The sequence below is a fragment of the Mesorhizobium sp. 113-3-3 genome (genome assembly GCF_016756495.1).
Taxonomy (GTDB): domain Bacteria; phylum Pseudomonadota; class Alphaproteobacteria; order Rhizobiales; family Rhizobiaceae; genus Mesorhizobium.
In genome coordinates this window covers 1,429,457-1,453,818 of the sequence record NZ_AP023243.1, presented here as the reverse complement: position 1 = coordinate 1,453,818, position 24,362 = coordinate 1,429,457, and the positions used below count along the sequence as shown (strand labels likewise).

The window sequence follows — 24,362 nt, the reverse complement described above, 5'->3', positions numbered from 1 at the left end:
GGCAGAGCCCGGCGCCGGCGTCGCTGCGCTACTGCGTCCCGGCGGTGGCTTCGCCGATCAGCTTGTTGATGGTCGCCTGGTCGGCCTCGACCGGCTTGACCTCATCGCCTTCCTTCACCAGTTCCTGGCCGGCGACGATGATGCGCGCATCGGCCGGGATGCCGCCAAGCACAAGGCCGGTCGGGGTGTCGTCGACGAGGTCGATCGGGAAGAACGCCACTCTGTTGTCCTTGCCGACGGCGCGGATGCCGAGGTCGCCCTTGTCGCCCAGCGTCACCACCGAACGCGGCAGCAGGACCGCGTCGGTCGGGAGCGCGCTGAGCCGGATCTCCGCCGTCATGCCGGCCGGCACCGAGCCATCCGCATTGGGGATGGCGACCTCGACGCGAAAGGTGCGGGTCGCCGACGACGCGTCGCGGCTGATATAGCGCACGGTGCCCTCGACGGTCTGGCCGCTGACCAGCCGCACGCTGGCCTTGTCGCCGATCTTGAGATAGCCGAGGTCGCGCTCGCTGATCTCGCCGCGGGCGATCACCGGATCGAGCTTGAGGATGGTCGCCACCTCGCCGCCCTGCATGATGGAACTGCCAAGCTCCACCGGCACCCGGTCGATGACGCCATCGAACGGCGCCTTGACTTCGTTGCGGTCGAGTTCGGCCTGCGCGGTATCCAGCTGGGATTGCGCCTGGGTCAGGTTGGAGCGGGCGGTGTCGAGCTGCAGCTTGGGCAGATTGCCGGTCTTGGCAAGCCGCTCGGCGGCATCGAGCTCGGCCTTGCGCTGCACCAGCAACTGCTTGGCATTGTCGACACCCGAGATCTTTTCTTCCGCCGCCAGCATCAGCACCAGGTCGCCGGTCTTGACGTGATCGCCTTGCTTGACCGGCAGCTTGTCGATGACGCCGGCGACACGGGTTGCCAGAACCGCGCGCTTGTCCGCCTCGGTCAGGCCGGAAATGCGGATGGCGCGCGCATAGGTCTTGCGCGGTGGCGTCACCACGGCAACGGTGCGCAACGGCGCCTTCGGTTCGGCTTCCGCCGCCTTCGGCTTGCTTGCGTCCGGCGCCTTGCCCTGCTCGACTTCGGCCGCCTTGGCCTTGTTGGCCGCTACGCTGCCGACCGACGAGAACTCGCCTGTCGCCATCCACGCCGCGAACCCAATGAGCACAACAATGGCTGCAAGCTTGTGAAACCTGATTTTAGGCATCGTCATTTTTCCACTGCGGGTTCGGTCAGCTCCGCGCCTTCATGACGCGGGCGCGTCGCCGATATGGGTGCGCGCCTGACCGTGTTCAATTTGCCGTGATAGGCGAGCGTGCTTCTACATCAAAGTTGCACTGCAATATAGCCTCAAAGTTGCAAGACCATTACGGCATCGGACAAGGTGAACCCGCCGCCATCCAGTTTTCGATCGCTTGATAAGTCGCTTCGGCCGAGCCCGGAGCCGGCTCACGATCCGAGCCCGGCGCCCAGCCCCAGGCGACAAGTTTATCGTCGCGGACATGCAGCGCGACATCAGCCAGTTTGCGGTTGCCATTGCGCGCCGGATCCTTGATCTGGGCGCAGATTTCGGCCGAGGATTTACCGAACCAGGTCATCTCCGCCGGCGCCAGATGCCAGCCCTTGGCGCCGGGCGGTCCATGCAATGCATTGGAATTGCTGGAGAAATGGCAAGTCGTGCAGCGCAGGCCCGGATTGCCGAAGCCTGATCCGTCGGTGCCGCGCTGGACGTTGAAGGCATGCACACGCGTACCGCCATAATGCGCACCCGACCAGCGCGGCCGGTCGTCCGCGACATGACAATCGGCGCAGCGCGGATGCGAGAACACCGCGTAGATCTTGTCCCATTCGGACAGGCCCCTGGCCATGTCGACCGTCGGGCTCGGCGATGTCTGGCTCTGCTCCGCGGTTGCAGAGGGCGCCACCGAAAACATGATGGCAGCAGGCGTCAGCATGATGAGAAGCTTCCTCATGCGAAGGCCACCGTTGTCGACAGCGGCAGCGTGCGGATACGCTTGCCGGTAAGCGCGAAGATGGCATTGGCCAGCGCCGGTGCCGCCGGCGGCGTGCCAACCTCGCCGACGCCGCCCATCTTGTGGAAATTCTCCAGGATGGCGACTTCGAAGACCGGGCACTGGAAGATCCGCATGGCGTCGAAATCGTGGAAGTTCGACTGTTCGACCATGCCGTCGGCGAAGGTGATCTGCTGTCCCATTGCCGCCGACAGGCCATAGATGGCGGCGGAAATCAGCTGTGCCTCGATGATGCCCGGATCGAGTGCGGTGCCGACATCGGCGGCGATCCACACCTTCTCGACGCGGATGCCGGCCGGCGTGTCCGCCACCTGGACGATCTCGCCGACCCAGCTGCCGAAGGACAGCGTGAAAGCCATGCCCTTGGCCTTGCCGGCGGGCAGCGCCTCGCCCCATTTCGCCATCGCGGCGACCTTCTCGACCACCTTCACCGCCGAGGGATAGGCAGCCATCAATCTCTTGCGCATCTCGATAGGATCGACTTTCCCGGCGACGGCAATCTCGTCCATGAAGCCTTCGTGGAAGAAGCCGTTGATCGAACTGCCGACCGAGCGCCAGGAGCCAACGGGAATCGAAACAGGGGCGGCGACACCGCTCACCCGATAGTTCGGGATGGTGTAGGGCTGGTCATAGGCGCCGTCGACGATGCTTTTGTCGGGTCCCATCGGCGGTATCGACGGGAACAGCCGGCGCAAGGTGCTGGCTATCATGGATGGCGAGGCGATCCTCATGTCGACGGCGACCGGCATGCCGTCGTCGCCGAGCCGCGCCTGGAACTTGCCGACCGCGGCCGGCCGGTAGGCATCGTGGCGCATGTCTTCCTCGCGCGTCCAGGTCACCTTGACCGGACGCCCGCCTGTCTCCTTCGCCATCAGCACGGCGTGCAACGCGTAGTCCACCTCGACGCGGCGGCCGAAACCGCCGCCCATGAAGGTGGTGTGCACGGTGACCTTGTCCTGCCCGATGCCGACGGCGTTGGCGCAAAGCTGCCGCACCAGCGTCGGCGCCTGGTTGCCGCACCAGATGTCGAGCGCGCCATCGCGGAACCGCGCCGTGGCGTTCATCGGCTCCATCGTCGCATACGCCAGATAGGGCACGGCATAGTCCGCCTCGACCATGCGTTCGCGCGGCGCGTCGGCAAAGGCGGTGTCGACGTCGCCATTGTCGCGCATCGCCGAGCCCTTGGTGGCGAGCGCCTGCTTCAGCACGTCTGATATGGCGGCGCTGCCGAGCGGATATTCGGGATCCGCCCATTGGACATCGATGGCGTCGGCCGCCTTGAAAGCCGCCCAGGTATTTTGCGCGATGATGCCGAAGCCGTGGCCGTAATTCGTCTCGAGCGGCACGATCTTGATCACGCCGGGCATTTTCTCGGCTTTGGCGAGATCCGCCCTGACTGGCTTGGCCCAGAAGCGCGGGCTCATCTTCACCGTGCCGTAGAGCATATCCGGCAGCCTGACATCGATGCCGAAGATCGGCGCCCCGGTGACCTTGGCCAGCATGTCGATGCGTTTCTGCGGCTTTCCCAGCAGTTTCCAGTCGGCTCTGTCCTTGAGCCTGACTTCGGCCGGGGCCGCCAGGACGGCGGCAGCAGCCGCAACCGCGCCATAGGTCAGCGACTTGCCGGACGCCTTGTGGACAATCGAGCCATTGGCCGTTTCCAGATCGGTGGCGGCAACGCCGAGTTTCTGCGCCGCCGCCGCGATCAGCAACTGCCGGGCGGTGGCGCCCGCCTGGCGCATTTTGTCGAAACCGTCGCGCGCCGAAGCCGAGCCGCCGGTTGCCTGGAGAGCGAGGAACTTGCCGATCACACCGAGACCTGAGCGCACCGCCTGCGCGGTCATGCTCTCGTCGAAAAAGGCGAACGGACCGCCCTCTTCGAGGATCGCCGCGTTGTAATAGGCGTAGGAGGCCGGGCCGTGCTCGACCTTGACCTGGTCGAGACCGACATCGAGTTCTTCGGCTACCATAACGGCGAGCGTCGTCGAGATGCCTTGCCCCATCTCGGCGCGCGGCGCGACGATGGTGATGGTGTTGTCGGCGCCGATCTTCACATAGGGGTTGAAGGTCGCCTCGCCCTTGCCGAGATCGGTCTCGAGCGGATTCGGAAACGGCTTGCGATAATAGTAGTAACCGACGGCAACGCCGCCCGCGACAGCGGCCGCGCCGATCAGGAACGTGCGGCGGGCGATCTTTCCGACACTGGCCATGATCAGAGCCCCGCCGTCTTGAGCGCCGCGGCCTTCCTGATGGCCGAGCGGATCTTCGGATAGGTCCCGCAGCGGCAGAGATTGCCGCCCATGGCGTTGTCGATATCGGCGTCGCTCGGGTCGGCGACCTCGTCGAGCAGCGCCACCGCGCTCATGATCTGGCCGGCCTGGCAGTAGCCGCATTGCGCGACCTGTTCTTCCAGCCATGCCCGCTGCACAGGATGCAGCCTGCCCGCCGTGCCGATGCCTTCGATGGTGGTGACAGCGCCGCTGACCTGGCCGACGGGTAGCGAGCAGGAGCGCACCGGCTGACCATCGACATGCACGGTGCAGGCGCCGCATGCGGCAATGCCGCAGCCGAATTTCGGTCCGGTCTTGCCGATGAGGTCGCGCAGCGCCCACAGCAGCGGCATGTCCGGATCGGCGTCGATGTCGAATGACTGCCCGTCGACGGTGAGGCGCATGGGGATACCCTTTGTTGTCGTCCACAGCCCGAAGGCGAAGTTCCCCTTGGGTCGCTTCACCTTCAAACATATTGACAAATTCCGTCATTTTGTCAATTGAGATTTTGCAGGATAATGTCGCTCCATGAATCAGAACGAAGACATCGCCGCCATCGACCCCAGACGCGTCCGTATTCTGGACGGCGCGATGAAGGTGTTCTTGGCCTATGGCTTCTCCCGCACCACCATGGACGACATCGCGCGCGCCGCCGACATGTCGCGTCCGGCGCTCTATCTGCAGTTCAAGAACAAGACCGACATTTTCCGCGCCATCGCCATGATGGTGCTGTCGCGCTCGGTCGCGGCGGCAAAAATGGCTCTGGCCGGCGATGGTGCTTTCACCGAGCGCATGATGGGAGCCATCGACGAGGCTTTCATCGCGATGATGAGCGCCGTCCTTGCCTCGCCTCATGGCGCCGAATTGCTGGACATGAAATCAAGCCTCGGCGATCTGGTCGGGTGCTGGCGCGGCGCTCTTGTCGAACATATCGCCGCCGCCATCCATGGCGAGGCGGCCAGGAACGGCGTCGATCTGGCGGCCAGGGGCCTGTCGACGCAACTGCTTGCCGACATGCTGCTCGATGGACTGGAAGGCATGAAGACGCGGATCAGCGATCCCGAGGGACAGCGGCAGGCGGCCGCCGCCCTGATCAAGGTGATCGACCTGGCGCTGAAAGCCGGATGAAGCCTAGACGTGCCGGGTTTCCGGTCAGGCCCGGCGGCGCTCCGCTTCAGGGTTCTTGCGCACCGCGAGGAATTCCTTGACCCGCCGGCCGGGCGCGGGACCGCGCACCGGCTTGAAGCCGTCATCGAGTTCGCCGGAGAGATCGAGCGTCGGCCGCTTGCCGACGGCATCGTAGTTTTCTTCCAGCCAGTCGCTGGCGGCAGTGCGGCCGAGGTCTCTGAGATAGCTCAGGAAGGCCCATTCGGCATTGACCTTCGACGACGCCGACAGGTCCTTGAACGCCTCGTCGGCATCTATGCGATGCATGCGGATGTCGCGGTACTCGCCATGCGGCAGCCGGCCGGCGGCGATCAGTTCCTTGACGAAGGCGATCGAGCGGAATTCGCGCAGCAGCCCGGCATTGAAGGTGATTTCGTCGATGCGGTTCTGGATCTCGTTGGCGCTCCTGGGCGTCCCCTCGCGCACCACCGGATTGATCTGCACCAGGAGCACGTCCTCGGTCGCCGCCGTCTTGAAGAACGGATAAAGCGCCGGGTTGCCGCCATAGCCGCCATCCCAATAGGGCACGCCCTTGATCTCGACGGCGCGGAACAGCTGCGGCAGGCAGGCCGAGGCCATCACCGTGTCGAGGTCGATCTCGCCATCGGAAAACACCCGCAACTGTCCGGTCTCGACATTGGTCGCGGAGATGAACAGCTCCATGGATTTGCAGGCGCGCACATTGCTGAAGTCGATCTCCTGCGCCACCACGTCGCGCAGCGGATTGAGGCCGAGCGGGTTGGCGACATAGGGCGAGAACACCCGCGACATGGTGTCGAAGAAGACGTAGCCAGGCGTGTTCTCGATCGACCAATTGCCCCAGGCAACGTCCCACGGCATGCGCTGCACCGGGCTGAACCGGCCCTTCGCCGCCACCGCGCGCCAGAAATCGTCGAGTTTTTGCCGCGCGCCTTCGACCCCGCCGCGCACAAATCCATCGGCCAGCGCCACGGCGTTCATGGCGCCGGCGCTGGTGCCGGAAACCGCTGAAATCTCCAGCCTGCCATCCTCCAGCAGCCGGTCGAGCACGCCCCAGGAAAAGGCGCCATGCGAGCCGCCGCCCTGAAGCGCGATGTTGATCTTCTTGTTTTCCTCCGCCTTGCCGTTCTTCGTCATGGCGTTCCTGTTGTCCTGATGCGCCAACCTGCCCCAACGTCACGGAAGGAAGCAGCTATTGGCGGCCTATGTTGCAGTGCAGCATATAAGGACGGACCAAGGCAAGAACACGAACACGGTCGCGTGATCACATGAAATTTCGGTCATGAGGGAAAGCCTCTCCGCTTGAAGCGGAGAGACCGTGTCCTGGGGTCAGGATGCCTAGGCAACCAAATCCGGCACCGGGCCGACATAGCGCGATTGCGGCCGGATCAGCCGACCGGTCGTCTGCTGCTCGCGCGCATGCGCGATCCAGCCGGCAACGCGGCCGGCGGCGAAGACATTGCTGAAGGCTTGTGGCGGGAAACCCGCTGCTTCCAGCACCAGTGCCGTGTAGAATTCGACATTGGTCTGCAGCGAGCGCTGCGGCTTGGCGACCCGCAGCACCTCGAGCGCCGTCTTTTCGACGCCCTCGGCGAAAGCCAGCCGGCGGCCGGTCTCGCCCTCGCCGCCGAACTGCCGCACGACGGCTTTCAGCACGTCGGCGCGCGGATCGCGCACGCGGTAGATGCGATGGCCGAACCCCATGATCCGCCTGCCATGCGCGATCTCGTTGCGCAGCCAGCCGGCCGCATCGCCATGCGCGTCGATCGCGTCAAGCATCTCGATCACCGGGCCGGGCGCGCCGCCGTGCAACGGCCCCTTGAGCGCGCCGAGCCCGGCCAGCACCGACGAGGTCAGGCCGGCCAATGTCGAAGCAACGACGCGCGTGGCGAAGGTCGAGGCGTTGAGGCCGTGGTCGCAGACGGTCACCAGATAGGTGTCGAGCGCTTTTGCCAATGCCGGCGACGGAACGGCCCCCCGCAGCATGCGCAACATGTCGGCGGCATGGTCTGCCTTGCCGTCCGGCGCGACCGGCTGCTCGCCGCGCTGCAGGCGCAGCAAGGCAGGCGTCAGCACGGCGGGCGCCGCGATCAGCCGCAGCGCGTCGGCCAGTGTTTCGCCATCTGGCAGCAAGGCCATGCCGGCGCGCATGGCGCTGTAGATTTCGAGTGGCGCCAGCAGCGACAGCAAAGGCTGGGTCCGCCCGAACACCTCGACACGCGCCTCACCCAGTTGCGCCGCCAGTTCGATATCGCCAGGCAGATCCTCGAAGAAGCCGTCGAGCAACAGCCGCACGACCTGCGGAAAACTCCTTCGTCCGGCCAGTTCCGCCAGCGAATGACCACGGATCGTCAGGCGGCCGCCCAGACCATCCACGTCGGACAGCACGGTTTCGGCCGCCACCACATCATCGAGCCCATTCGCCATAGCCTTGTCTCCTTGAAGCTTTTCCGGATCGGAGATAAGGCTGGACAACGCTGTCATCAATCTTGATCAATATAATCAATACAAGGCTCGAAATGTCGGAATGGCTGTCGCGGCAAGAGGCGCTGGAAAGGCTCAGGGTCCGCCCGCAAACGCTCTACGCCTATGTCAGCCGCGGCCGCATCGGCATGCGGCCGGATGAGACCGACCCGCGCCGCAGCCAGTACCGCGCCGACGACATCGCGGCACTGGCCACCCGCCGGGCACGCGGACGCAGCCCCTCGGCCATCGCCGAAAGTGCGATTGCCTGGGGCGAGCCGTCGATCGCCACCTCGGTCTCGACCGTTTGGCACGGTCGCCTCATCTACCGGGGACAGGACGCCGTTGCGCTCGCCAAATCGGCGACCCTGGAGGAAACCGCCGCCGTGCTGTGGAACCTGGCTGAACCGATGGTTTTTAAGGCGCCGTCGTCGCAGGCACCTCATCCGATCGGCCGCGCCTCGGCCTTTGCGCAGCTTGCCTTGCTTGCCAGCCAGGGACGGCCTTCGCTTGGACGCAGCGCCACCTCGCTGTGCGCCGAGGCCGCGCAAACAATTGGGGCGCTGGCCCAGTCGCTGGGCGCCGCAGCCGGTAAAGGGCCTGTCCATCGGAGTCTGGCGCAGGGCTGGTCGGTGGATGATGCCGGGGCGGAGGCGATACGGTGCGCGCTTGTCCTGCTTGCCGACCATGAACTCAACGCATCGACCTTCGCTGCCCGCGTTGCCGCCTCGACCGGAGCCGCGCCCGCCGCTTGCCTGCTGGCGGGCCTGGCAACGCTATCCGGCCCGCGTCACGGCGGCGCCGGCGAAGCGGTCATGCAGCTCGCCGAGGATGCCGCAAGATACGGCGCCGATGCAGCAATCCGGCGCTGGCTCGGCCACGATCGGCCATTGCCGGCATTCGGCCATCCGCTCTATCCCGAGGGAGATCCCCGTGCCACCGCACTTTTGGCGGCCATCCCGGTCGACGAGACACTACAGCAGCTGGAAAAGGCCGCCATGTCCATGACCGGCGCGCGCCCAAACATCGACTTCGCCCTGGCTGCGCTGACGCGTGGTCTTGGCTTGCCGCGCGATGCGCCGTTCCAGCTGTTCGCGCTCGGGCGCAGTGTTGGCTGGGCAGCCCATATGGTCGAGCAGATCGTCAGCGGCAGCATCATCCGGCCGCGCGGCCGCTACGAGGGGCTATTGCCTTGACGGTATGTGAAGTCAGGCGGAGTTGGCACTGGTCCCGAACCGCGCCCGGTACGCGGCGGGCGTCGTGGCGAATTGTTGACGGAAGTGATGCCGCAACGTCGCCGCTGCTCCAAAGCCGGCGGTTTCGGCAATCCGCTCGATCGGCAAGGCGGTGTCCTCCAGCAAAGTACGCGCCCGTGAAAGCCGTTCCGAAAGCAGCCAGCGCGCCGGCGTGACACCAGTTGCGGCGGCGAACCGGCGCAGAAATGTCCGCTCGCTCATCCCGGCCAGGGCGGCCAGGGTTGCGACGGAATAGTCATCGGCAATATTCCCGCGCATTCTGTCGATCAACGGTCCGAGCCGGCTGCGTTCGTGCGGCTCGGGAACGGAACTCTCGACATACTGCGCCTGGCCGCCGTCGCGGTGCGGCGGCACGACCAAGCGGCGCGCCACCATGTTGGCCGCCTTGGTGCCGAAATCGCGCCGCACCAGATGCAGGCACAGATCGATGCCAGCCGCGCTGCCGGCCGATGTCAGCACATTCCCCTCATCAATGTACAAAACGTCCGGAACCACGGTGATGTCGGGATACATCGCCCTCAGCCTGTCGCTGTAGCGCCAATGCGTGGTTGCCTTCTTGCCTGACAGCAGGCCGGCAGCGGCAATCACGAACACACCCGAGCAGATGGACAGGATGCGCGCGCTCCGCTCGCTGGCCGCCCGAAGCGCCTCGATCAGCGAGGGCGGCACCGGACAATCCACACCACGCCATCCAGGCACGATCACCGTGCCGGCCTCGCCGATCAGATCGAGTCCGCCATCGGCAACAATGCGCACGCCGCCCATCGCGCGCATCTCACCGGCATCGATGCCGGCGACGGCAAAACGGTACCAATCCACACCCATCTCCGGCCTAGGCAAGGCGAACATCTCCGCCGCCACGCCGAACTCGAACGTGCACAGCCCGTCATAGGCAATGGCGACGACGAGTGGATTGGCAGGAGGGACGTTTGGCATGATCTTGACGATATATGGCAAAGCTGCCAGCTGCAATCGCCCGGTCCGGTGCGCTACCTCAGTCTCCATCAGGTGATGGAGACCAGCTCCATCAGAGATGGAGCCCCCTCAATGAGCTATGTGACAGACATTCCAGCGGCAGCGCCGGAGATTGCCCGCGACCATTTCCTGCACCGGCTTTCCGTCGAGACGGACTGTTCCGACGTCGCGGCGGCCCTGCGCGGCGGCGAGCCGGACTTCGTGCTTCTGCATGTGGTCGGTTCGCCTGATGCCTATGAGCGCCGCCATGTGCCGGGCGCGCTGCATCTGCCGCACCGCGAGATATCGGCCGAGCGGATGGCAAAGTGGCCGGCAGGCACGCTGTTCGTGGTCTATTGCGCCGGTCCGCATTGCAACGGCGCGGACCGCGCGGCCTTCAAGCTGGCCAGCCTCGGCCTGCCGGTCAAGATCATGATCGGCGGCATTTCAGGCTGGCAGGACGAAGAACTTCCCTTCGCCTCGGGCAAGGAGCCTGGTGCCCTGCGGGCGTGATCCGGACGCGCAGCCGTGCCTTACCGGCTCACGACATCGTATCGAGCTTGCGCTGCATGGCCGCGATCTGGTCCTTCAGCTGCTGCAGATCGTCGGACTTCTCCGGCGGCGCGTCCTTCCTGGCCGGTTCGGCGGGGGCCGCGGCCGGCGCCGAGCCAGCGGGCGGAAACGGCGTGAACAATCGCATCGCGTTCTGGAACATTTCCATATTGCGGCGCGTCTGCTCTTCCAGCGCCTTGATCGGCGTCGCGATCTTCATGACGTCCAGCGGCGACTTGCCGATGGCGCCCTTCATCTGCTCGCGAAAGCGCTCTTGCTCCTTGGAGAAAGCGATCATCGACTGTTCGAGGAAGCTCGGCACGATCATCTGCATCTGGTCGCCGTAGAAGGCGATCAACTGGCGCAGGAACGGGATCGGCAGCATGTTCTGCCCATCCTTGTTCTCCAGTTCGAAAATGATCTGGGTCAGCACCGGATGGGTGATGTCGTCGCCTGTCTTGGCGTCCTGGACGGTGAACTCCTCGCCCTTCTTGACCATCTCGGCCAGATCCTCGAGCGTCACATAGGTGCTCGTCCCCGTATTATAGAGGCGGCGGTTGGCGTATTTCTTGATAATGATCGGGTCGTCTTTTGCGGCCATCTGCATCCTCCCCGGACACCGGCGCGCCTGAGTAAGCAGCCGGTAACGATTGCGCCCTTTTTGAGGATATGCGCAAAAGCCTCATAATTCCAAGCAGTTTGTGCAGTGCGGGATCATATAATGCTGCATAGCAGGCAAAATATGCTGCGCAGCAGCGGCCAGCCCGGCGGCATGGCGACGCGCGACCTGCTTGGCGCGCATGGGCGCCATGCCGATTTCCGGTTTGACTTGGGTCATGGAAAGGGCAAGAAAAGTCGTCAACAATGCCCAAAAACATGACAGCTCGAAGTCTGGAGAAGAAAATGTCCTCTGCCAATTCCATCGTTGTCGCCAGTGCCGCACGCACGGCCGTCGGCTCCTTCAACGGTGCCTTCGCGGCCACGCCGGCGCATGAACTCGGTGCTGTCGTCATCAGGGAACTCCTGGCGCGCGCGGGTGTCGAGGCAACCGAGGTCGACGAGGTCATCCTCGGCCAGGTGCTGACCGCCGCCCAGGGCCAGAACCCGGCCCGCCAGGCCTCGATCATTGCCGGTCTGCCCAAGGAAACCACCGCCTGGGGCCTCAACCAGGTTTGCGGCTCGGGCCTGCGCGCCATCGCGCTCGGCATGCAGCAGATCGCCACCGGCGACGCCAAGGTGATCATCGCCGGCGGCCAGGAATCGATGTCGCTGTCGCCGCACGCGCAGCACCTGCGCGCCGGCGTGAAGATGGGCGACTACAAGATGATCGACACCATGATCAAGGACGGCCTGTGGGACGCCTTCAACGGCTATCACATGGGCAACACCGCCGAGAACGTCGCGCGCCAGTTCCAGATCACCCGCGACGATCAGGACCAGTTCGCGCTGGCCTCGCAGAACAAGGCCGAGGCCGCGCAGAAGGCCGGCAAGTTCAAGGACGAGATCGTGGCCTTCACCATCAAGGGCAAGAAGGGCGACACCATTGTCGACCAGGACGAATACATCCGCCATGGCGCGACGCTGGACGCCATGACCAAGCTGAAGCCGGCCTTCGACAAGGAAGGCACAGTGACCGCCGCCAACGCCTCCGGCATCAATGACGGTGCGGCCGGCGCGCTGCTGATGAGCGAAGCGGAAGCCGCAAGGCGCGGCATCACCCCTCTGGCGCGCATCGCGTCCTGGGCGACCGCCGGCGTCGATCCGGCGATCATGGGCACCGGACCCATCCCCGCCTCGAAGCGGGCGCTGGAAAAGGCCGGTTGGTCGGTCGGCGATCTCGACCTGGTCGAGGCCAACGAGGCCTTCGCCGCGCAGGCCTGCGCCGTCAACAAAGGCATGGGCTGGGATCCCTCGATCGTCAACGTCAATGGCGGCGCCATCGCCATCGGCCATCCGATCGGCGCCTCGGGCGCCCGCGTCTTCAACACGCTGGTTTTTGAGATGCGCCGCCGCGGCGCCAAGAAGGGCCTCGCCACGCTGTGCATCGGCGGCGGCATGGGCGTCGCGCTCTGCGTGGAGGCGCTCTGAAAAGACGATGACCGGGCGGCGCGAGCCGCCCGCGCCATATCCAATGCCTGCCAAGCCCGAAAACAGGGCGATATCAAAAAGGGGAAATGCATGACCAAGGTAGCAATCGTCACGGGCGGATCGCGCGGCATCGGCGCGGCGATCTCGATCGCTTTGAAGACCGCCGGTTATTCGGTTGCCGCCAACTATGCCGGCAATGACGAGGCGGCGGCGAAGTTCAAGGCCGAGACCGGCATTCCGGTCTACAAATGGTCGGTCGCCGACTATGACGCTTGCGCCGCCGGCATCAAACAGGTCGAGGCCGACCTCGGCCCGGTGTCGGTGCTGGTCAACAACGCCGGCATCACCCGCGATGCCATGTTCCACAAGATCACCCGCGACCAGTGGAAAGAGGTCATCGACACCAACCTGTCGGGTGTCTTCAACATGACGCATCCGCTGTGGAACGGCATGCGCGAGCGCAAGTTCGGCCGCGTCATCACCATCTCCTCGATCAATGGCCAGAAGGGCCAGGCCGGCCAGGTCAACTATTCCGCCGCCAAGGCCGGCGACATCGGCTTCTCGAAGGCGCTCGCCCAAGAGGGTGCCCGCGCGGGCATCACCGTCAACGTCATCTGCCCCGGCTACATCGCCACCGAAATGGTCAAGGCCATCGACGAGAAGGTCCTCAACGAGCGCATCCTGCCGCAGATCCCGGTCGGCCGCCTCGGCGAGCCGGAAGAGATCGCGCGCTGCGTCGTCTTCCTGGCCTCGCAGGATGCCGGCTTCATCACCGGCTCGACCATCACGGCCAATGGCGGCCAGTACTTCGTCTGACGGCGACGCCACGCTCGGCAACCGCCTCGCCGCCTGACAATGCGATTGTCAGGCGGCGAGTTTCAGTTGGGGGCCGGCTTCAGACTTGGCGGCCCCCACTGACCCTGGCTTGCCTGAAGGCGCGGGAACTTGCGCGAGCGGCGCACGGCTAAGCCCTGACAGTTTCAGCGCGATGCGACGCTTCATGAGCGGGCTGAGGTTCACCATCGAAAGCACGAGGTTGCGCAGGAACCGCTTCACCGGATTGCGAGCAAGTGCCATGTCGGTCATCCTGCCCGCGAGGTTGAGGACCTCCTGCGCGGCCGGGCGGCGCAGCGTTTCATAAAGGTCGAGTTCCGTCTCGGAACGAACGCCGTTCACCACATCGCCAAGCAACCGGCCAAGCACGACCGCATCGATGATGCCTGTGTTCATGCCTTGCCCGCCCGCCGGACTGTGGACATGGGCGGCATCGCCCATCAGAAGCAGCCGGTCCTTGCGATAGGCCCGGACCAGGCGATGATGAACGCGGAATCGCGAACTCCAGCTGATGCCAAGCACCCTGGCTCTCTTTCTGGTCGGTCCGCGGCTGTCGAGCAACGCCTGGATGTCGGCGACATCGGGCTTTTCCGGCGCCTCATCCATTGTCGCGACGACACGATATGATCCGTCCGGAAGCGGCGCCACCACCACCAGTCCGGCTGGGGCAAAGAACAGCGATACTTCTGTCGGCCCCACCGGCCAGTCCAGGCGAACGTCTGCCAGTACAAACGAGCCATCATAGGCCTCGCCGTCGAATTCGATGCCTGTCGACTTGCGCACCAAGCTCTGCATGCCGTCGGCACCGACGACGTAGCGCGCCAATATGATTTTCTCTTGGCCGTTTTCGACCACTGTCACACGCGCGCCATCGCTGTCTTGAGTGACAGCCACAGCCTCGACCTCACGATGAATGGTGCCGCCAAGGGCAGAGATCCGCTCGGCGAACACCTGCTCTGTCAGGTTCTGCGGCAGCATCATCAAATAGGGATGCCTTGATGGGAGCTTGCCGAAATCGAGCTTGAGAAGCGCTCTGTTTCGGTCGCGTATGGCGAAATCTTCCAACTTCACGGAAAGCTCACTCAGCCGCTGGGTAACGCCGAGCGGTTCGAGCGATTCCAGCGTCTGTGCATGGATGACACCGGCGCGCGACGTCTGCAGGCCGTGCGCAAGCTTTTCGATGAGCACGTGATCGACATTGGCTTGATGCAGAGCAATCGACAGCGCCATGCCGGTCGGACCGGCACCGATGATCACGACTTCAGTTTTCTTGGGCAGCATTTTCCATCTCCATTTATCAACGGTCGTTGACTTTTTAGTGAATCACGTTGCATTTGTCAACAGTCGTTGGCATATGCATCTCCATGACCGAGAACCAGCCGAAAAAAATCACCAAGTCAGACCGTACACGGGCTCAAATCCTCGAAGCCGCGCGCCAGCTTTTCGCTGAGCGAGGCTATGACGGCGCCTCCATCCGAGACGTTGCAGCACAGGCCTCGATCGATCCGGCGATGGTGATCCGTTATTTCCACAGCAAGGACGAATTGTTCGCCAGGGCGGCGGTCGTGAACCTGCAACTGCCCGATCAGCGGATTGATCCGGCCGCTATCGGCGAAACGCTGATCAGGCGCTTTCTCGTGAATTGGGAAGGCCCGGCCAACGGGCCCGGCATGATAATCCTGCTTCGCTCGGCAGCATCGAACGAGCACGCGGCCGAAAAAGTCCGTGATGTCTTCGCCAACCAGGTGAGGCCCATGATTGCTTCAATAGGCGACCCGGCGGATGCCGGCCGGCGCGCCGGGTTGGTTGCCAGCCAGTTGCTGGGTCTCGCCATGTGCCGATATCTGCTGCGGCTTGGGCCGGTGGTCGCGCTATCCCATGAAGAGATCATCCGAAATGTCGGGCCAGTGCTGCAACACTACGCCATGGGATCATGACGCGCATCGAACAATCCACTCGGTACGTGTCGATTGTGCCTAAGCGAGACAGAAAGATTAATGGCGGCGGCGCCGTCTGTGCGAACCCTGTGGGCAAGCCTGTGAATGCTCGGTGGATAAGCTGTTCACAACACAAGATATTGAGGGAACAAAACGGGAAAATAGCGCCGGCGCTGATTTGTCGCCGATTCGTTCCGGCTTTGAGCGGAAGTTAACGTTAATGGCCCGGAATCGCCTGCAGCATCTTAACGGGAAATTTAGAAAGATTAACAATTTCATAATCTTGAGCGATGGTCACCGATCCGCTCCTTTCATTTGCCGGCAAAAGTTAAGGGCGAAGGTCACCCAGCATAAAACGGGCCAGTTCGGCGATTCAGCATGTGGTGAGACTCAGGGTCACAAAATCCATATGTAGCCGTGAACAAAAGCTGAATCTGAGCGAGTCGCCGATTCGTCGCTGATTCGTTCCAGACTCGTTCCATCAGTTAAGCAGCAGCCAAATTAGCGCCAGACAGAGTTGCTGTTCGAGCCACCGGTGGAACATTCCGCTTTCGCTTCGCGCCCGAAATCCCTATGTGTCGCCTGTCATACGCGCCTGTTGAGGCGCGCTCCCGACAATGAGAGGCCAGAAAGCCTTATTTCCGAGCCGATGAACATCCAGCCGAAACACACTGAGCCGCTGATCCTGTCGGGACGCGACGTGACCGCCGTGCTTGGGCCGACCAACACCGGCAAGACCCATCTCGCCATCGAGCGCATGGTGGCGCACGAGACCGGCGTCATCGGCCTGCCGCTCAGGCTGCTGGCCCGGGAGGTCTATACGCGCGTCTGCGAAAAGGTCGGCGCCCACAAGGTCGCGCTGATCACCGGCGAGGAGAAGATCCAGCCGCCGGGCGCCAAATATTCGGTCTGCACGGTCGAAGCCATGCCGCGCGAGACCGACGCCGCCTTCGTCGCCATCGACGAGGTGCAGCTCGCCGGCGACCTCGAGCGCGGCCACATCTTCACCGACCGTATCCTGCACCTGCGCGGCCGCCAGGAAACGCTGCTGCTGGGTGCCGCCACCATGCACGGCATCCTGCAGCGCCTGCTGAAGGGCGTCTCGGTGGTTACGCGGCCTAGGCTGTCGCATCTGGCCTATGCCGGCTCGAAGAAACTGACCCGCCTGCCGCGCCGCACCGCGATCGTCGCCTTCTCCGCCGATGAGGTCTACGCCATCGCCGAGCTGATCCGTCGGCAGCAGGGCGGCGCCGCCGTCGTGCTCGGCGCGCTCTCGCCGCGCACCCGCAACGCCCAGGTGGCGCTGTTCCAGTCGGGCGATGTCGACTATCTCGTCGCCACCGACTCCATCGGCATGGGCCTCAACCTCGATCTCGACCATGTCGCCTTCGCCCAGAACCGCAAATTCGACGGCTACCAGTACCGCAACCTGACGGCGGCCGAACTCGGCCAGATCGCCGGCCGCGCCGGCCGGCATCTGCGCGACGGCACCTTCGGCGTTACCGGCCAGGTCGACCCGCTCGACGACGACCTCGTCAAGAAGATCGAGAGCCACGACTTCGATCCGGTGAAGGTGCTGCAGTGGCGCACCGCGCGTTTCGACTTCGCCAGCCTCGATGCGCTGAAGCGCTCGATCGAGACCAACGCGCCGGTCGAGGGCCTGACGCGCGCGCTGCCGGCGGTCGACGCACAGGCGCTCGAATATCTCTCCCGCGACGAGGACATCCGCGCGCTCGCCACCGATGCCAAGCGCGTGGCGCTGCTGTGGGAAGCCTGCGCGCTGCCAGACTACAGGAAGATCGCGCCGGCCCAGCATGCCGACCTCATCGCCTCGATCTACATGGACCTCGCCCGCCACGGCCATGTCGACGAGAACTACATGGCCGAGCAGGTGCGCCGCGCCGACACAACCGAGGGCGACATCGACACGCTGTCGCACCGCATTGCCCAGATCCGCACCTGGACATTCGTGTCGAACCGGCCCGGCTGGCTGGCCGATCAGGCACACTGGCAAGAAAAGACGCGCGAAATCGAAGACAGATTGTCGGATGCGCTGCATGAGCGGTTGACGAAACGCTTCGTAGACCGCAGGACTTCCGTCCTCATGCGGCGCCTTAGAGAAAATACCATGCCTGAAGCCGAAATCAGTCCTACCGGAACCGTCCTTGTCGAAGGCCATCATGTCGGCGAGTTGCAAGGGTTCCGCTTCACCGCCGACCAGACCGCCGGCGGCGAAGACGCCAAGGCCGTGCGCACGGCCGCGCAAAAGGCGCTGGCCGCCGAATTCGAGGCGCGCGCCGAGCGCTTTGGCGCCTGCGCCAATGGCGACCTCGCGCTTGGCTCGGACGGCACGTTGCGCTGGATCGGCGCGCCGATCGGCACGCTGGTTTCGGGCGAGGACGCGCTGAAGCCGCGCCTTGTGCTGCTGGCCGACGAACAGCTGACCGGCCCGGCCCGCGACAAGGTCGCCGGGCGCGCCGAACGCTTCGTCAATTTCCAGATTGAGTCGCTGCTGAAGCCGCTGGTCGATTTGAAGAACGCCGACCAGATTTCCGGCATCGGCCGTGGCATCGCCTTCCAGCTGGTCGAGAATTTCGGCCTCATCAACCGCCGCGACATCGCCGAAGAGATGAAGTCGCTCGACCAGGAAGGCCGTGCCGCCTTGCGTCGGCTCGGTGTGCGCTTCGGCGCCTATCACGTCTTCGTGCCCGCGCTGATCAAGCCGGCGCCCGCCGGCCTGGTGACCTTGCTGTGGGCGCTACAGAATGACGGCAAGGACAAGCCGGGCTTCGGCGACGTGGTCCATGCGCTGGCGTCGGGCCGCACCTCGGTGGTCATCGATCCGGCCTTCGACAAGGCCTTCTACAAGCTTGCCGGCTACCGCAATCTCGGCCGCCGCGCCGTGCGCATCGACATATTGGAGCGGCTGGCCGACCTCATCCGCCCGGCGACCAACTGGAAGCCCGGCCTCGGTCAGCGCCCGGACGGCGCCTATGACGGCCAGTCCTTCATGGTGACGCCGCCGATGATGTCGATCCTCGGCGCCACCGCCGACGACATGGAAGAAATCCTCAAGGGCCTGGGCTATCGCGCCGAGCCGAAGCCGGCGGCGGAGGTCAAGGCGCGGCTCGAGGCGCAGGACAACGCTGCGCGTGAAGCCGCCGGGGCCAAGCTTGCGGCGGAAGAAGCCGCGCGCGCCGAGCAGGCCAAGGCTGCGGAAGCCGCGGCAACGGATGCAGCCGCCGAGGCGGCGGTCGAGGGTTCGGAGCCGGCTGTTGCCGAGACCGCCATCGAAGCGCCGGCCGAGACCATCGCGGAAGTGGCGGCGGAGCCGGTCGCGGAAGCGCAACCGGAAACTCCGGCCGAGGCCGTGGAAGAGCCCACAACAGAGCCTGTCGCCGAAGCGGCTGCTGAACCTGCTGCCGAGCCAGAGGCGGAAGCCAGCGCTGACGTCATCGTCGCCCAAAGCGCCGACGCCCTTACCTCCCCCTCGATGGGGGAGGTCGCGGCGCGAAGCGACGCGGGTGGGGGTGATGGCGCTGACGGTGCAGATGTAACTGCCGAAGCCAGCGCGGCCCCCTCCCCGGCGCTGCGCGCCGACCCTCCCCACGAGGGGGAGGGTGAAACGAGCGAGCCCGCCGCCGAGGCCGAGGCGCCCAAGCCGATCCTGTTGTGGCGTCAGGGCCGTTTCGAACAGCGCCCGCGTCATCACGAGGGCCGCAACAACCGCCAGCGCAACGGGCAAGCGCGCGGCCGAAACAATGCATCGGCCGATGCCGCCGGCGCACCGGCCACGGCTGCACCAGGAGAACGTCCCGCCCAGGAAGGGCGGCGCGATGGCGCCGGCAAGCCGCGCTTCGACCGTTCGAAGTTCAAACCCAAGCCGCAGGGTGAAGGCGAACAGCGTCGTGACGGCCGCCCGCAGGGCGATCGTCCCGAGCGCCGCGAAGGCCGGCCCGACTGGAAGGGTGGCCGGCCCGAGGGCAAGGGTGGTCCCGATCGCGGCAAAGGCGGCGCAAAGCCCGCATTCCAGCCGAAGCCGCGCGAGGAACGTCCGGTGCGCTTCGATCCGGATTCGCCCTTCGCCAAGCTCGCCGCCTTGCGCGACCAGTTGAAGAAGTAGGCTCGGAGCATGATCCCGAAAAGTGGGAACCGGTTTTCGGAACAAGGTCATGCTCCAACAGAGAGATAGCTCGTGGTGATGGTTGCCGAAGGCCGCCAGCGCATCGACAAATGGCTGTTCTTCTCGCGCGCGGTGAAATCGCGCTCGCTGGCCGCCAAGCTGGTCGTCGCCGGACGCGTGCGCATCAATCGCGACAAAGCAGCGCAGGCCTCCGACCTGGTCAAGCCGGGCGACGTGCTGACCATCACGCTCGACCGTCGCATTTTCGTCTGGAAGGTTCTCGGCGCCGGGGTCCGGCGCGGCCCGGCCGAGGAAGCCCGCACCCTCTACGAGGACATGTCGCCGCCACCGACGCCGAAGGGCGAGGCGCTTCCCGACGCCATACCGGCGCTGCGCGAGGCCGGCAGCGGCCGCCCGACCAAGAGAGAGCGCCGCCAGACCGACCGCTTGCTTGGCGAAGATTGAGGCTTGCCGGCCAGATCGCGGACCGCGATCCCGGCGCAACGGCGGACGCAGGAAAGGACCGAACCCGGCAAACAGGACGCTCTCCGGCGCATCAGCCGCCTCGCCGCGCCTACCGCCTGGAATTCCATTCCACAAACGCCGAAGCAGCCGGGCAATCGCAACCCTTGCAAGCGGGAGACAAAGGCGTTACCTCACGGAAAAAGCCCAAGAAAACTGGCCCATTAAGCTGGGACCTCCCGGAGCCGACCGATGACCTATGTCGTGACCGACAATTGCATCAAGTGCAAATATATGGACTGCATCGAGGTCTGTCCGGTCGACTGCTTCTACGAAGGCGAGAACATGCTCGTCATCCATCCCGACGAATGCATCGACTGCGGCGTCTGCGAGCCCGAATGCCCGGCCGACGCGATCAAGCCCGACACCGAGCCGGGCCTCGACAAATGGCTGCAGATCAACACCGAATATGCCGAGAAATGGCCCAACATCACCGCCAAGAAGGAACCGCCGGCCGACGCCAAGACCTTCGACGGCGAGGCCGGCAAGTTCGAGAAATACTTCTCAGCCGAGCCCGGCGAAGGCGATTGACAAGTCGGCCGTAAAGGCTTGTATGACGCAGCGTAACAGGCACGTCGGATTAACCGCCTTGACAGGCGGCGATTGGTTGTGGCCTTCGCTTATGCAGCAAAACCTTGATTCTTCCGACTTTTTGTGTTACATCAGCGAAACATGCCGGTGACACAACGTCGATTTATGGCGCAGACGCCCCAAATCACTGAAAGGTGAAAATCCCATTCCGGACCAGAGCGATCTGGGTCAGGCGGTCGCAGTTCGTGCGGTTTGCCGGTCCCGGCCTTTCCGGTGGGTTCATCTGTTGTGCGGCTAACGATCGGTTTCCCCGGTCGCACGAGTTCAGCCGGCACCGCCGCCGGCCCACAACAAGGAGTTCAGGGCGTAATGGCAACGATCACCCCGCAGAAGAAGTCCACTGGTGCGCGTCACGGTTTCAAGACCGGCGAATACATCGTCTATCCGGCGCATGGTGTCGGCCAGATCGTATCGATCGACGAGCAGGAAGTGGCCGGCCATAAGCTGGAACTGTTCGTCATCGACTTCCAGAAGGACAAGATGCGCCTGAAGGTGCCGGTCGCCAAGGCGACCTCGATCGGCATGCGCAAGCTTTCGGAAGAGGATTATGTCGAGCGCGCGCTGAAGGTCGTGCAGGGCCGCGCCCGCGTCAAGCGCACCATGTGGTCGCGCCGCGCCCAGGAATATGATGCCAAGATCAATTCGGGCGACCTGATCTCGATCTCGGAAGTCGTGCGCGACCTCTACCGCGCCGACAACCAGCCGGAGCAGTCCTATTCCGAGCGCCAGCTCTATGAAGCGGCGCTCGACCGCATGGCCCGCGAGATCGCGGCCGTCAACCGTATGTCGGAAACCGAAGCCGTGCGCCTGATCGAGGTCAACCTCAACAAGGGCCCCAAGCGCGGCGCCAAGGCCGACAATGAGGAAGCCGAGCAGGAAGAAGCTGCCTGAGCTCCTGAGCCCTTAAGTTCACGAAAAACCCGGCCTCGCGCCGGGTTTTTTGTTTCTCGGACGGGGCAAGGGGCCAAGCCTACGCCGGACCGCCGCCTTCCTTCTCCGCCTCCTGCTTCAGCGTCGCGATGAACCGCTTGGTCCGTTCGCGCTCGGGGTTGCCAAACAGCACGGCGGACGGCCCCTGCTCGACAATGACGCCGGCATCGAGGAATACCGCTTTCTCAGCGATCTTGGAGGCAAGCCGCAGATCATGCGTCGCTATCACCATGGTTGTGCCTTCGCTGGCGAGCTTGCCAAGCACGTCGACCACCTCTTGCGCCAGTTCCGGATCGAGCGCCGAAGTCGGCTCGTCGCACAGCAGCACTTTCGGTGACGGCGCGAGCGCCCGGGCGATCGCCACGCGCTGCTGCTGGCCGCCCGACAGCGTCGCCGGCCAGGCATCGGCCTTGTGCGCCATCCCGACCTTTTCCAGCAAAGCGAGCGCCCGCTCGCGCGCCTTCTCCGTCGGCCATTTCAGCACTGTCACCAGCCCTTCCATGACATTCTCGATGGCGGTGCGATGCGGGAACAGCTGGAAGTTCTGGAACACCATGCCGGTCTGCAGGCGCAGCCGCCTGATGTCGGCGGCAGGCACCTTGATGCCCGGGCGAAACGCCAGCGTCTCGTCGCCGATGCGCACCGTGCCCGAGGTCGGGATTTCCAGGAGGTTGATGCAGCGCAGGAGCGTGCTTTTTCCCCCGCCCGACGGGCCGACAAGGGCCGTGACGCTGCCTTCGGCGATGGCGACGGTCACGCCCTTCAGCACCAGATTGTCGCCGAAGCGCTTTTCGATGTCGGTGAGGCCGATCATGCGCGCGCCTCCAGGAAGCCGCCATAACGGTTGAGCCGCCCCTCCAGCCGCGTCTGCAAGGCCGATAGCACCGAGCTCATCGCCAGATAAAGGATCGCCGCCTCGACATAGAGGATCAGCGGCTCATAGGTGGTGGCGACGATGCGCTGCGCCGCCTGGAACATCTCCGGCACGGTGATGGCGGCGGCCAGCGACGTGTCCTTGACCAGCGAGATGAAGGTGTTGGAGAGCGGCGGCACAGCGACCCGTCCGGCCTGCGGCAGGATGGTGCGCCGCATCGCCTGGCTCCAGGTCATGCCGATCGAATAGGCGGCTTCCCATTGGCCTTTCGGCACCGAGCCGATGGCCGCGCGGATGATCTCCGACGTGTACGCGCCGATATTCAGCGTGAAGCCGATCAGCGCAGCGGTAAAAGCGTCAAGCAGGATGCCGACCGACGGCAGGCCGTAGAAGATCAGGAACAGCTGCACCAGAAGCGGCGTGCCGCGGAAGATCCAGACATAGAAGCGCACGAGCATGACCAGCGGCTTCGGCCCGAACAGCCGGCCAAGTGCCGCGCCGAGGCCAACCGCCAGGCCAAGGACGAAGGACAACAGAGTCAACGGCACGGTGAAGATCAGGGCGGCCCACAGCAGCGAAGGCAGCGACTCCAGCATCAGTTGCAGCCAGTGCGGCACGAAAGACCTCCAGAATGGTCGAGATGGCTTCATCGAAGCGCGAATGCGTCAGCCATATCACGACAAAAGCGGCGAGCCGTCAAAGACGGCCCGCCGCTGGATGCATTGCAGGAGCGACAAACTCGCCCCCCACTCAAACCTATTTGGAAACGTCCTGGCCGAAATAGGTGTCGGCGATCTTCTTGTAGGTGCCGTCGGCCTTGATGTCGGCCAGCGCCTTGTTGATGGCGCCAACCAGTTCCGGATCGCCCTTGCGCACGATGACGCCGGAATAGTCGGCGTTTTCCTCTTGCGCGGCGATCTTCACATTGGCGTCGGGCTTGTGCTTCTTGAAGTCGAGGAACGACAGGCTGTCATTGATGGTGGCGTCGGCGCGGCCGGTCAAAAGCAGCTGGATCGACTGGTCGAAGCCATCGGTGCCGACCAGTTCGGCGCCGTTCGCCTCGGCCAGCTTGCCGAAGTTCGAGGTCAGCGACTGCGCCGACTTCTTGCCCTTGAGATCGGCGAAGGTCTTGATGTCGGTGTTGTCGCCTCGCACGATCAGCACTGCCTTGGAGGCGATGTAGGGGTCGGAGAAATCATACTTCGCCTTGCGCGCGTCGGTGATGCCGACTTCGTTGATGACGGCGTCGTAGCGCTTGACGTCGAGACCGGCGATCAGCCCGTCCCATTTGCCCTCGAGGAATTCGACCTTGACGCCGAGCTTGTCGGCGATCGCCTTGGCGATCTCGACGTCGAAGCCGACCAGCGCGCCGGACGCGTCATGGTAGGTGAAGGGCGCGTAGGTACCTTCCGTGCCGACCTTGATGACGCCAGCCTGTTTGATCTGATCGAGATTGGCGCCGGCGTGACCCGCGGTGACCGCCAGGGCCTGCAGGGTTCCGGCGACGATAAGCGACTTGAGCCATTTCATTTTTTTGTGATCCCGTCCTTAGCCTGACATCAGGCCTGTTGTGAGGGTTGGAAAATGACAGATGCGAGCCGAAAGAATAAGGAACCAGATTTCAAAAACAAAGAAGTTCCGAAATCAAATTCTCTAAAAGCGATTTTCTGCAGCGTCTGGCGTCCCCGGCAACCGCGTCGAAATCGTCCGGACAGCATCCCTCGCCCGCCCGCGCCAGCGGAACCTTTCTCGCGCGCGGCAGTTTTGGCTGTTCTAGGGCGCGACGCCGCGA

The 24,362-nt window shown here is 64.4% G+C and carries 23 protein-coding genes; 11 read left to right on the top strand and 12 right to left on the bottom strand.

What is annotated here, in order from left to right; translation table 11 throughout:
- Positions 1–28: 28 nt before the first annotated feature.
- The 4 genes from JG746_RS06955 to JG746_RS06940 form a co-directional block, all read right to left on the bottom strand.
- The gene (locus tag JG746_RS06955) at positions 29–1,204 is read right to left on the bottom strand and encodes an efflux RND transporter periplasmic adaptor subunit (protein WP_202357490.1); all 1,176 of its coding nucleotides are present in this window, start codon (positions 1,202–1,204) and stop codon (positions 29–31) included.
- 160 nt (positions 1,205–1,364) lie between these two features.
- On the bottom strand, positions 1,365–1,970 hold the full coding sequence (locus JG746_RS06950; protein WP_202357489.1) for a hypothetical protein: 606 nt from the start codon (positions 1,968–1,970) through the stop codon (positions 1,365–1,367).
- Positions 1,967–4,240, bottom strand: coding sequence for a xanthine dehydrogenase family protein molybdopterin-binding subunit (locus JG746_RS06945; protein WP_202357488.1), 2,274 nt, complete (start codon positions 4,238–4,240; stop codon positions 1,967–1,969). The genes JG746_RS06950 and JG746_RS06945 overlap by 4 nt, the downstream gene beginning before the upstream one ends.
- Positions 4,241–4,242: 2 nt before the next feature.
- Positions 4,243–4,704 (bottom strand): (2Fe-2S)-binding protein, encoded by a 462-nt coding sequence (locus JG746_RS06940; RefSeq protein ID WP_202357487.1) that lies wholly within the window; start codon positions 4,702–4,704, stop codon positions 4,243–4,245.
- Positions 4,705–4,828: 124 nt separating this feature from the next.
- Here JG746_RS06940 and JG746_RS06935 point away from each other — a divergent pair, with 124 nt between their 5' ends.
- Positions 4,829–5,428, top strand: coding sequence for a TetR/AcrR family transcriptional regulator (locus JG746_RS06935; RefSeq protein WP_202357486.1), 600 nt, complete (start codon positions 4,829–4,831; stop codon positions 5,426–5,428).
- A gap of 24 nt (positions 5,429–5,452) precedes the next feature.
- On the opposite strand, the gene JG746_RS06930 is transcribed toward JG746_RS06935, so the two are convergent.
- Together JG746_RS06930 and JG746_RS06925 are read right to left on the bottom strand one after the other, a co-directional pair.
- Positions 5,453–6,583 carry a patatin-like phospholipase family protein gene (locus JG746_RS06930; RefSeq protein WP_202357485.1) on the bottom strand — a complete coding sequence of 377 codons (1,131 nt, stop codon included), beginning with the start codon at positions 6,581–6,583 and terminating at the stop codon, positions 5,453–5,455.
- A 201-nt stretch (positions 6,584–6,784) separates the two neighbouring features.
- Positions 6,785–7,873 carry a citrate synthase/methylcitrate synthase gene (locus tag JG746_RS06925; RefSeq protein WP_202357484.1) on the bottom strand — a complete coding sequence of 363 codons (1,089 nt, stop codon included), beginning with the start codon at positions 7,871–7,873 and terminating at the stop codon, positions 6,785–6,787.
- Positions 7,874–7,965: 92 nt separating this feature from the next.
- Here JG746_RS06925 and JG746_RS06920 point away from each other — a divergent pair, with 92 nt between their 5' ends.
- A complete protein-coding gene (locus JG746_RS06920) occupies positions 7,966–9,105 on the top strand; it encodes a citrate synthase (protein ID WP_202359278.1) in 1,140 nt (379 codons plus the stop codon).
- Between the two features lie 12 nt (positions 9,106–9,117).
- On the opposite strand, the gene ftrA is transcribed toward JG746_RS06920, so the two are convergent.
- A complete protein-coding gene (gene ftrA, locus JG746_RS06915; RefSeq protein ID WP_202357483.1) occupies positions 9,118–10,101 on the bottom strand; it encodes a transcriptional regulator FtrA in 984 nt (327 codons plus the stop codon).
- Positions 10,102–10,212: 111 nt separating this feature from the next.
- Here ftrA and JG746_RS06910 point away from each other — a divergent pair, with 111 nt between their 5' ends.
- Entirely contained in the window at positions 10,213–10,632 is a 420-nt protein-coding gene (locus tag JG746_RS06910; RefSeq protein ID WP_202357482.1) for a rhodanese-like domain-containing protein, read from the top strand.
- Positions 10,633–10,660: 28 nt separating this feature from the next.
- On the opposite strand, the gene phaR is transcribed toward JG746_RS06910, so the two are convergent.
- A complete protein-coding gene (gene phaR / locus JG746_RS06905) occupies positions 10,661–11,272 on the bottom strand; it encodes a polyhydroxyalkanoate synthesis repressor PhaR (protein WP_095201387.1) in 612 nt (203 codons plus the stop codon).
- A 120-nt stretch (positions 11,273–11,392) separates the two neighbouring features.
- Between phaR and JG746_RS06900 the strand changes: the two genes are divergently transcribed.
- The 3 genes from JG746_RS06900 (at position 11,393) to phbB (ending at position 13,575) form a co-directional block, all read left to right on the top strand.
- Positions 11,393–11,551: a hypothetical protein gene (locus JG746_RS06900; protein WP_202357481.1), complete on the top strand. Its 159-nt coding sequence runs from the start codon at positions 11,393–11,395 to the stop codon at positions 11,549–11,551.
- Between the two features lie 23 nt (positions 11,552–11,574).
- On the top strand, positions 11,575–12,759 hold the full coding sequence (locus tag JG746_RS06895) for an acetyl-CoA C-acetyltransferase (RefSeq protein WP_202357480.1): 1,185 nt from the start codon (positions 11,575–11,577) through the stop codon (positions 12,757–12,759).
- Positions 12,760–12,849: 90 nt separating this feature from the next.
- Entirely contained in the window at positions 12,850–13,575 is a 726-nt protein-coding gene (gene phbB, locus JG746_RS06890; RefSeq protein WP_202357479.1) for an acetoacetyl-CoA reductase, read from the top strand.
- A gap of 48 nt (positions 13,576–13,623) precedes the next feature.
- Here the strand turns inward: phbB and JG746_RS06885 are convergent, their stop codons facing one another.
- The gene (locus JG746_RS06885) at positions 13,624–14,874 is read right to left on the bottom strand and encodes an FAD-dependent oxidoreductase (protein ID WP_202357478.1); all 1,251 of its coding nucleotides are present in this window, start codon (positions 14,872–14,874) and stop codon (positions 13,624–13,626) included.
- An 83-nt stretch (positions 14,875–14,957) separates the two neighbouring features.
- Here JG746_RS06885 and JG746_RS06880 point away from each other — a divergent pair, with 83 nt between their 5' ends.
- The 5 genes from JG746_RS06880 to JG746_RS06860 all read left to right on the top strand — a co-directional run bounded on the left by JG746_RS06880 (position 14,958) and on the right by JG746_RS06860 (position 21,657).
- Positions 14,958–15,530: a TetR/AcrR family transcriptional regulator gene (locus tag JG746_RS06880; protein ID WP_202357477.1), complete on the top strand. Its 573-nt coding sequence runs from the start codon at positions 14,958–14,960 to the stop codon at positions 15,528–15,530.
- A 649-nt stretch (positions 15,531–16,179) separates the two neighbouring features.
- Positions 16,180–19,653 (top strand): helicase-related protein, encoded by a 3,474-nt coding sequence (locus tag JG746_RS06875; RefSeq protein ID WP_202357476.1) that lies wholly within the window; start codon positions 16,180–16,182, stop codon positions 19,651–19,653.
- A gap of 78 nt (positions 19,654–19,731) precedes the next feature.
- On the top strand, positions 19,732–20,118 hold the full coding sequence (locus JG746_RS06870; protein WP_202359277.1) for an RNA-binding S4 domain-containing protein: 387 nt from the start codon (positions 19,732–19,734) through the stop codon (positions 20,116–20,118).
- Between the two features lie 249 nt (positions 20,119–20,367).
- Positions 20,368–20,706, top strand: a complete 339-nt coding sequence (fdxA, locus tag JG746_RS06865; protein WP_008873823.1) for a ferredoxin FdxA — start codon at positions 20,368–20,370, stop codon at positions 20,704–20,706.
- A 369-nt stretch (positions 20,707–21,075) separates the two neighbouring features.
- Positions 21,076–21,657: a CarD family transcriptional regulator gene (locus tag JG746_RS06860; RefSeq protein ID WP_010911999.1), complete on the top strand. Its 582-nt coding sequence runs from the start codon at positions 21,076–21,078 to the stop codon at positions 21,655–21,657.
- Between the two features lie 79 nt (positions 21,658–21,736).
- Here JG746_RS06860 and JG746_RS06855 read toward each other — a convergent pair whose 3' ends face one another.
- From JG746_RS06855 to JG746_RS06845, 3 genes are all read right to left on the bottom strand, one after another.
- Positions 21,737–22,510: an amino acid ABC transporter ATP-binding protein gene (locus tag JG746_RS06855; protein WP_202357475.1), complete on the bottom strand. Its 774-nt coding sequence runs from the start codon at positions 22,508–22,510 to the stop codon at positions 21,737–21,739.
- Positions 22,507–23,187, bottom strand: a complete 681-nt coding sequence (locus tag JG746_RS06850) for an amino acid ABC transporter permease (RefSeq protein ID WP_202357474.1) — start codon at positions 23,185–23,187, stop codon at positions 22,507–22,509. Before JG746_RS06850 ends, JG746_RS06855 begins: the two co-directional genes overlap by 4 nt.
- A gap of 139 nt (positions 23,188–23,326) precedes the next feature.
- Positions 23,327–24,100, bottom strand: a complete 774-nt coding sequence (locus tag JG746_RS06845) for an amino acid ABC transporter substrate-binding protein (protein ID WP_202357473.1) — start codon at positions 24,098–24,100, stop codon at positions 23,327–23,329.
- Between the last annotated feature and the right edge of the window lie 262 nt (positions 24,101–24,362).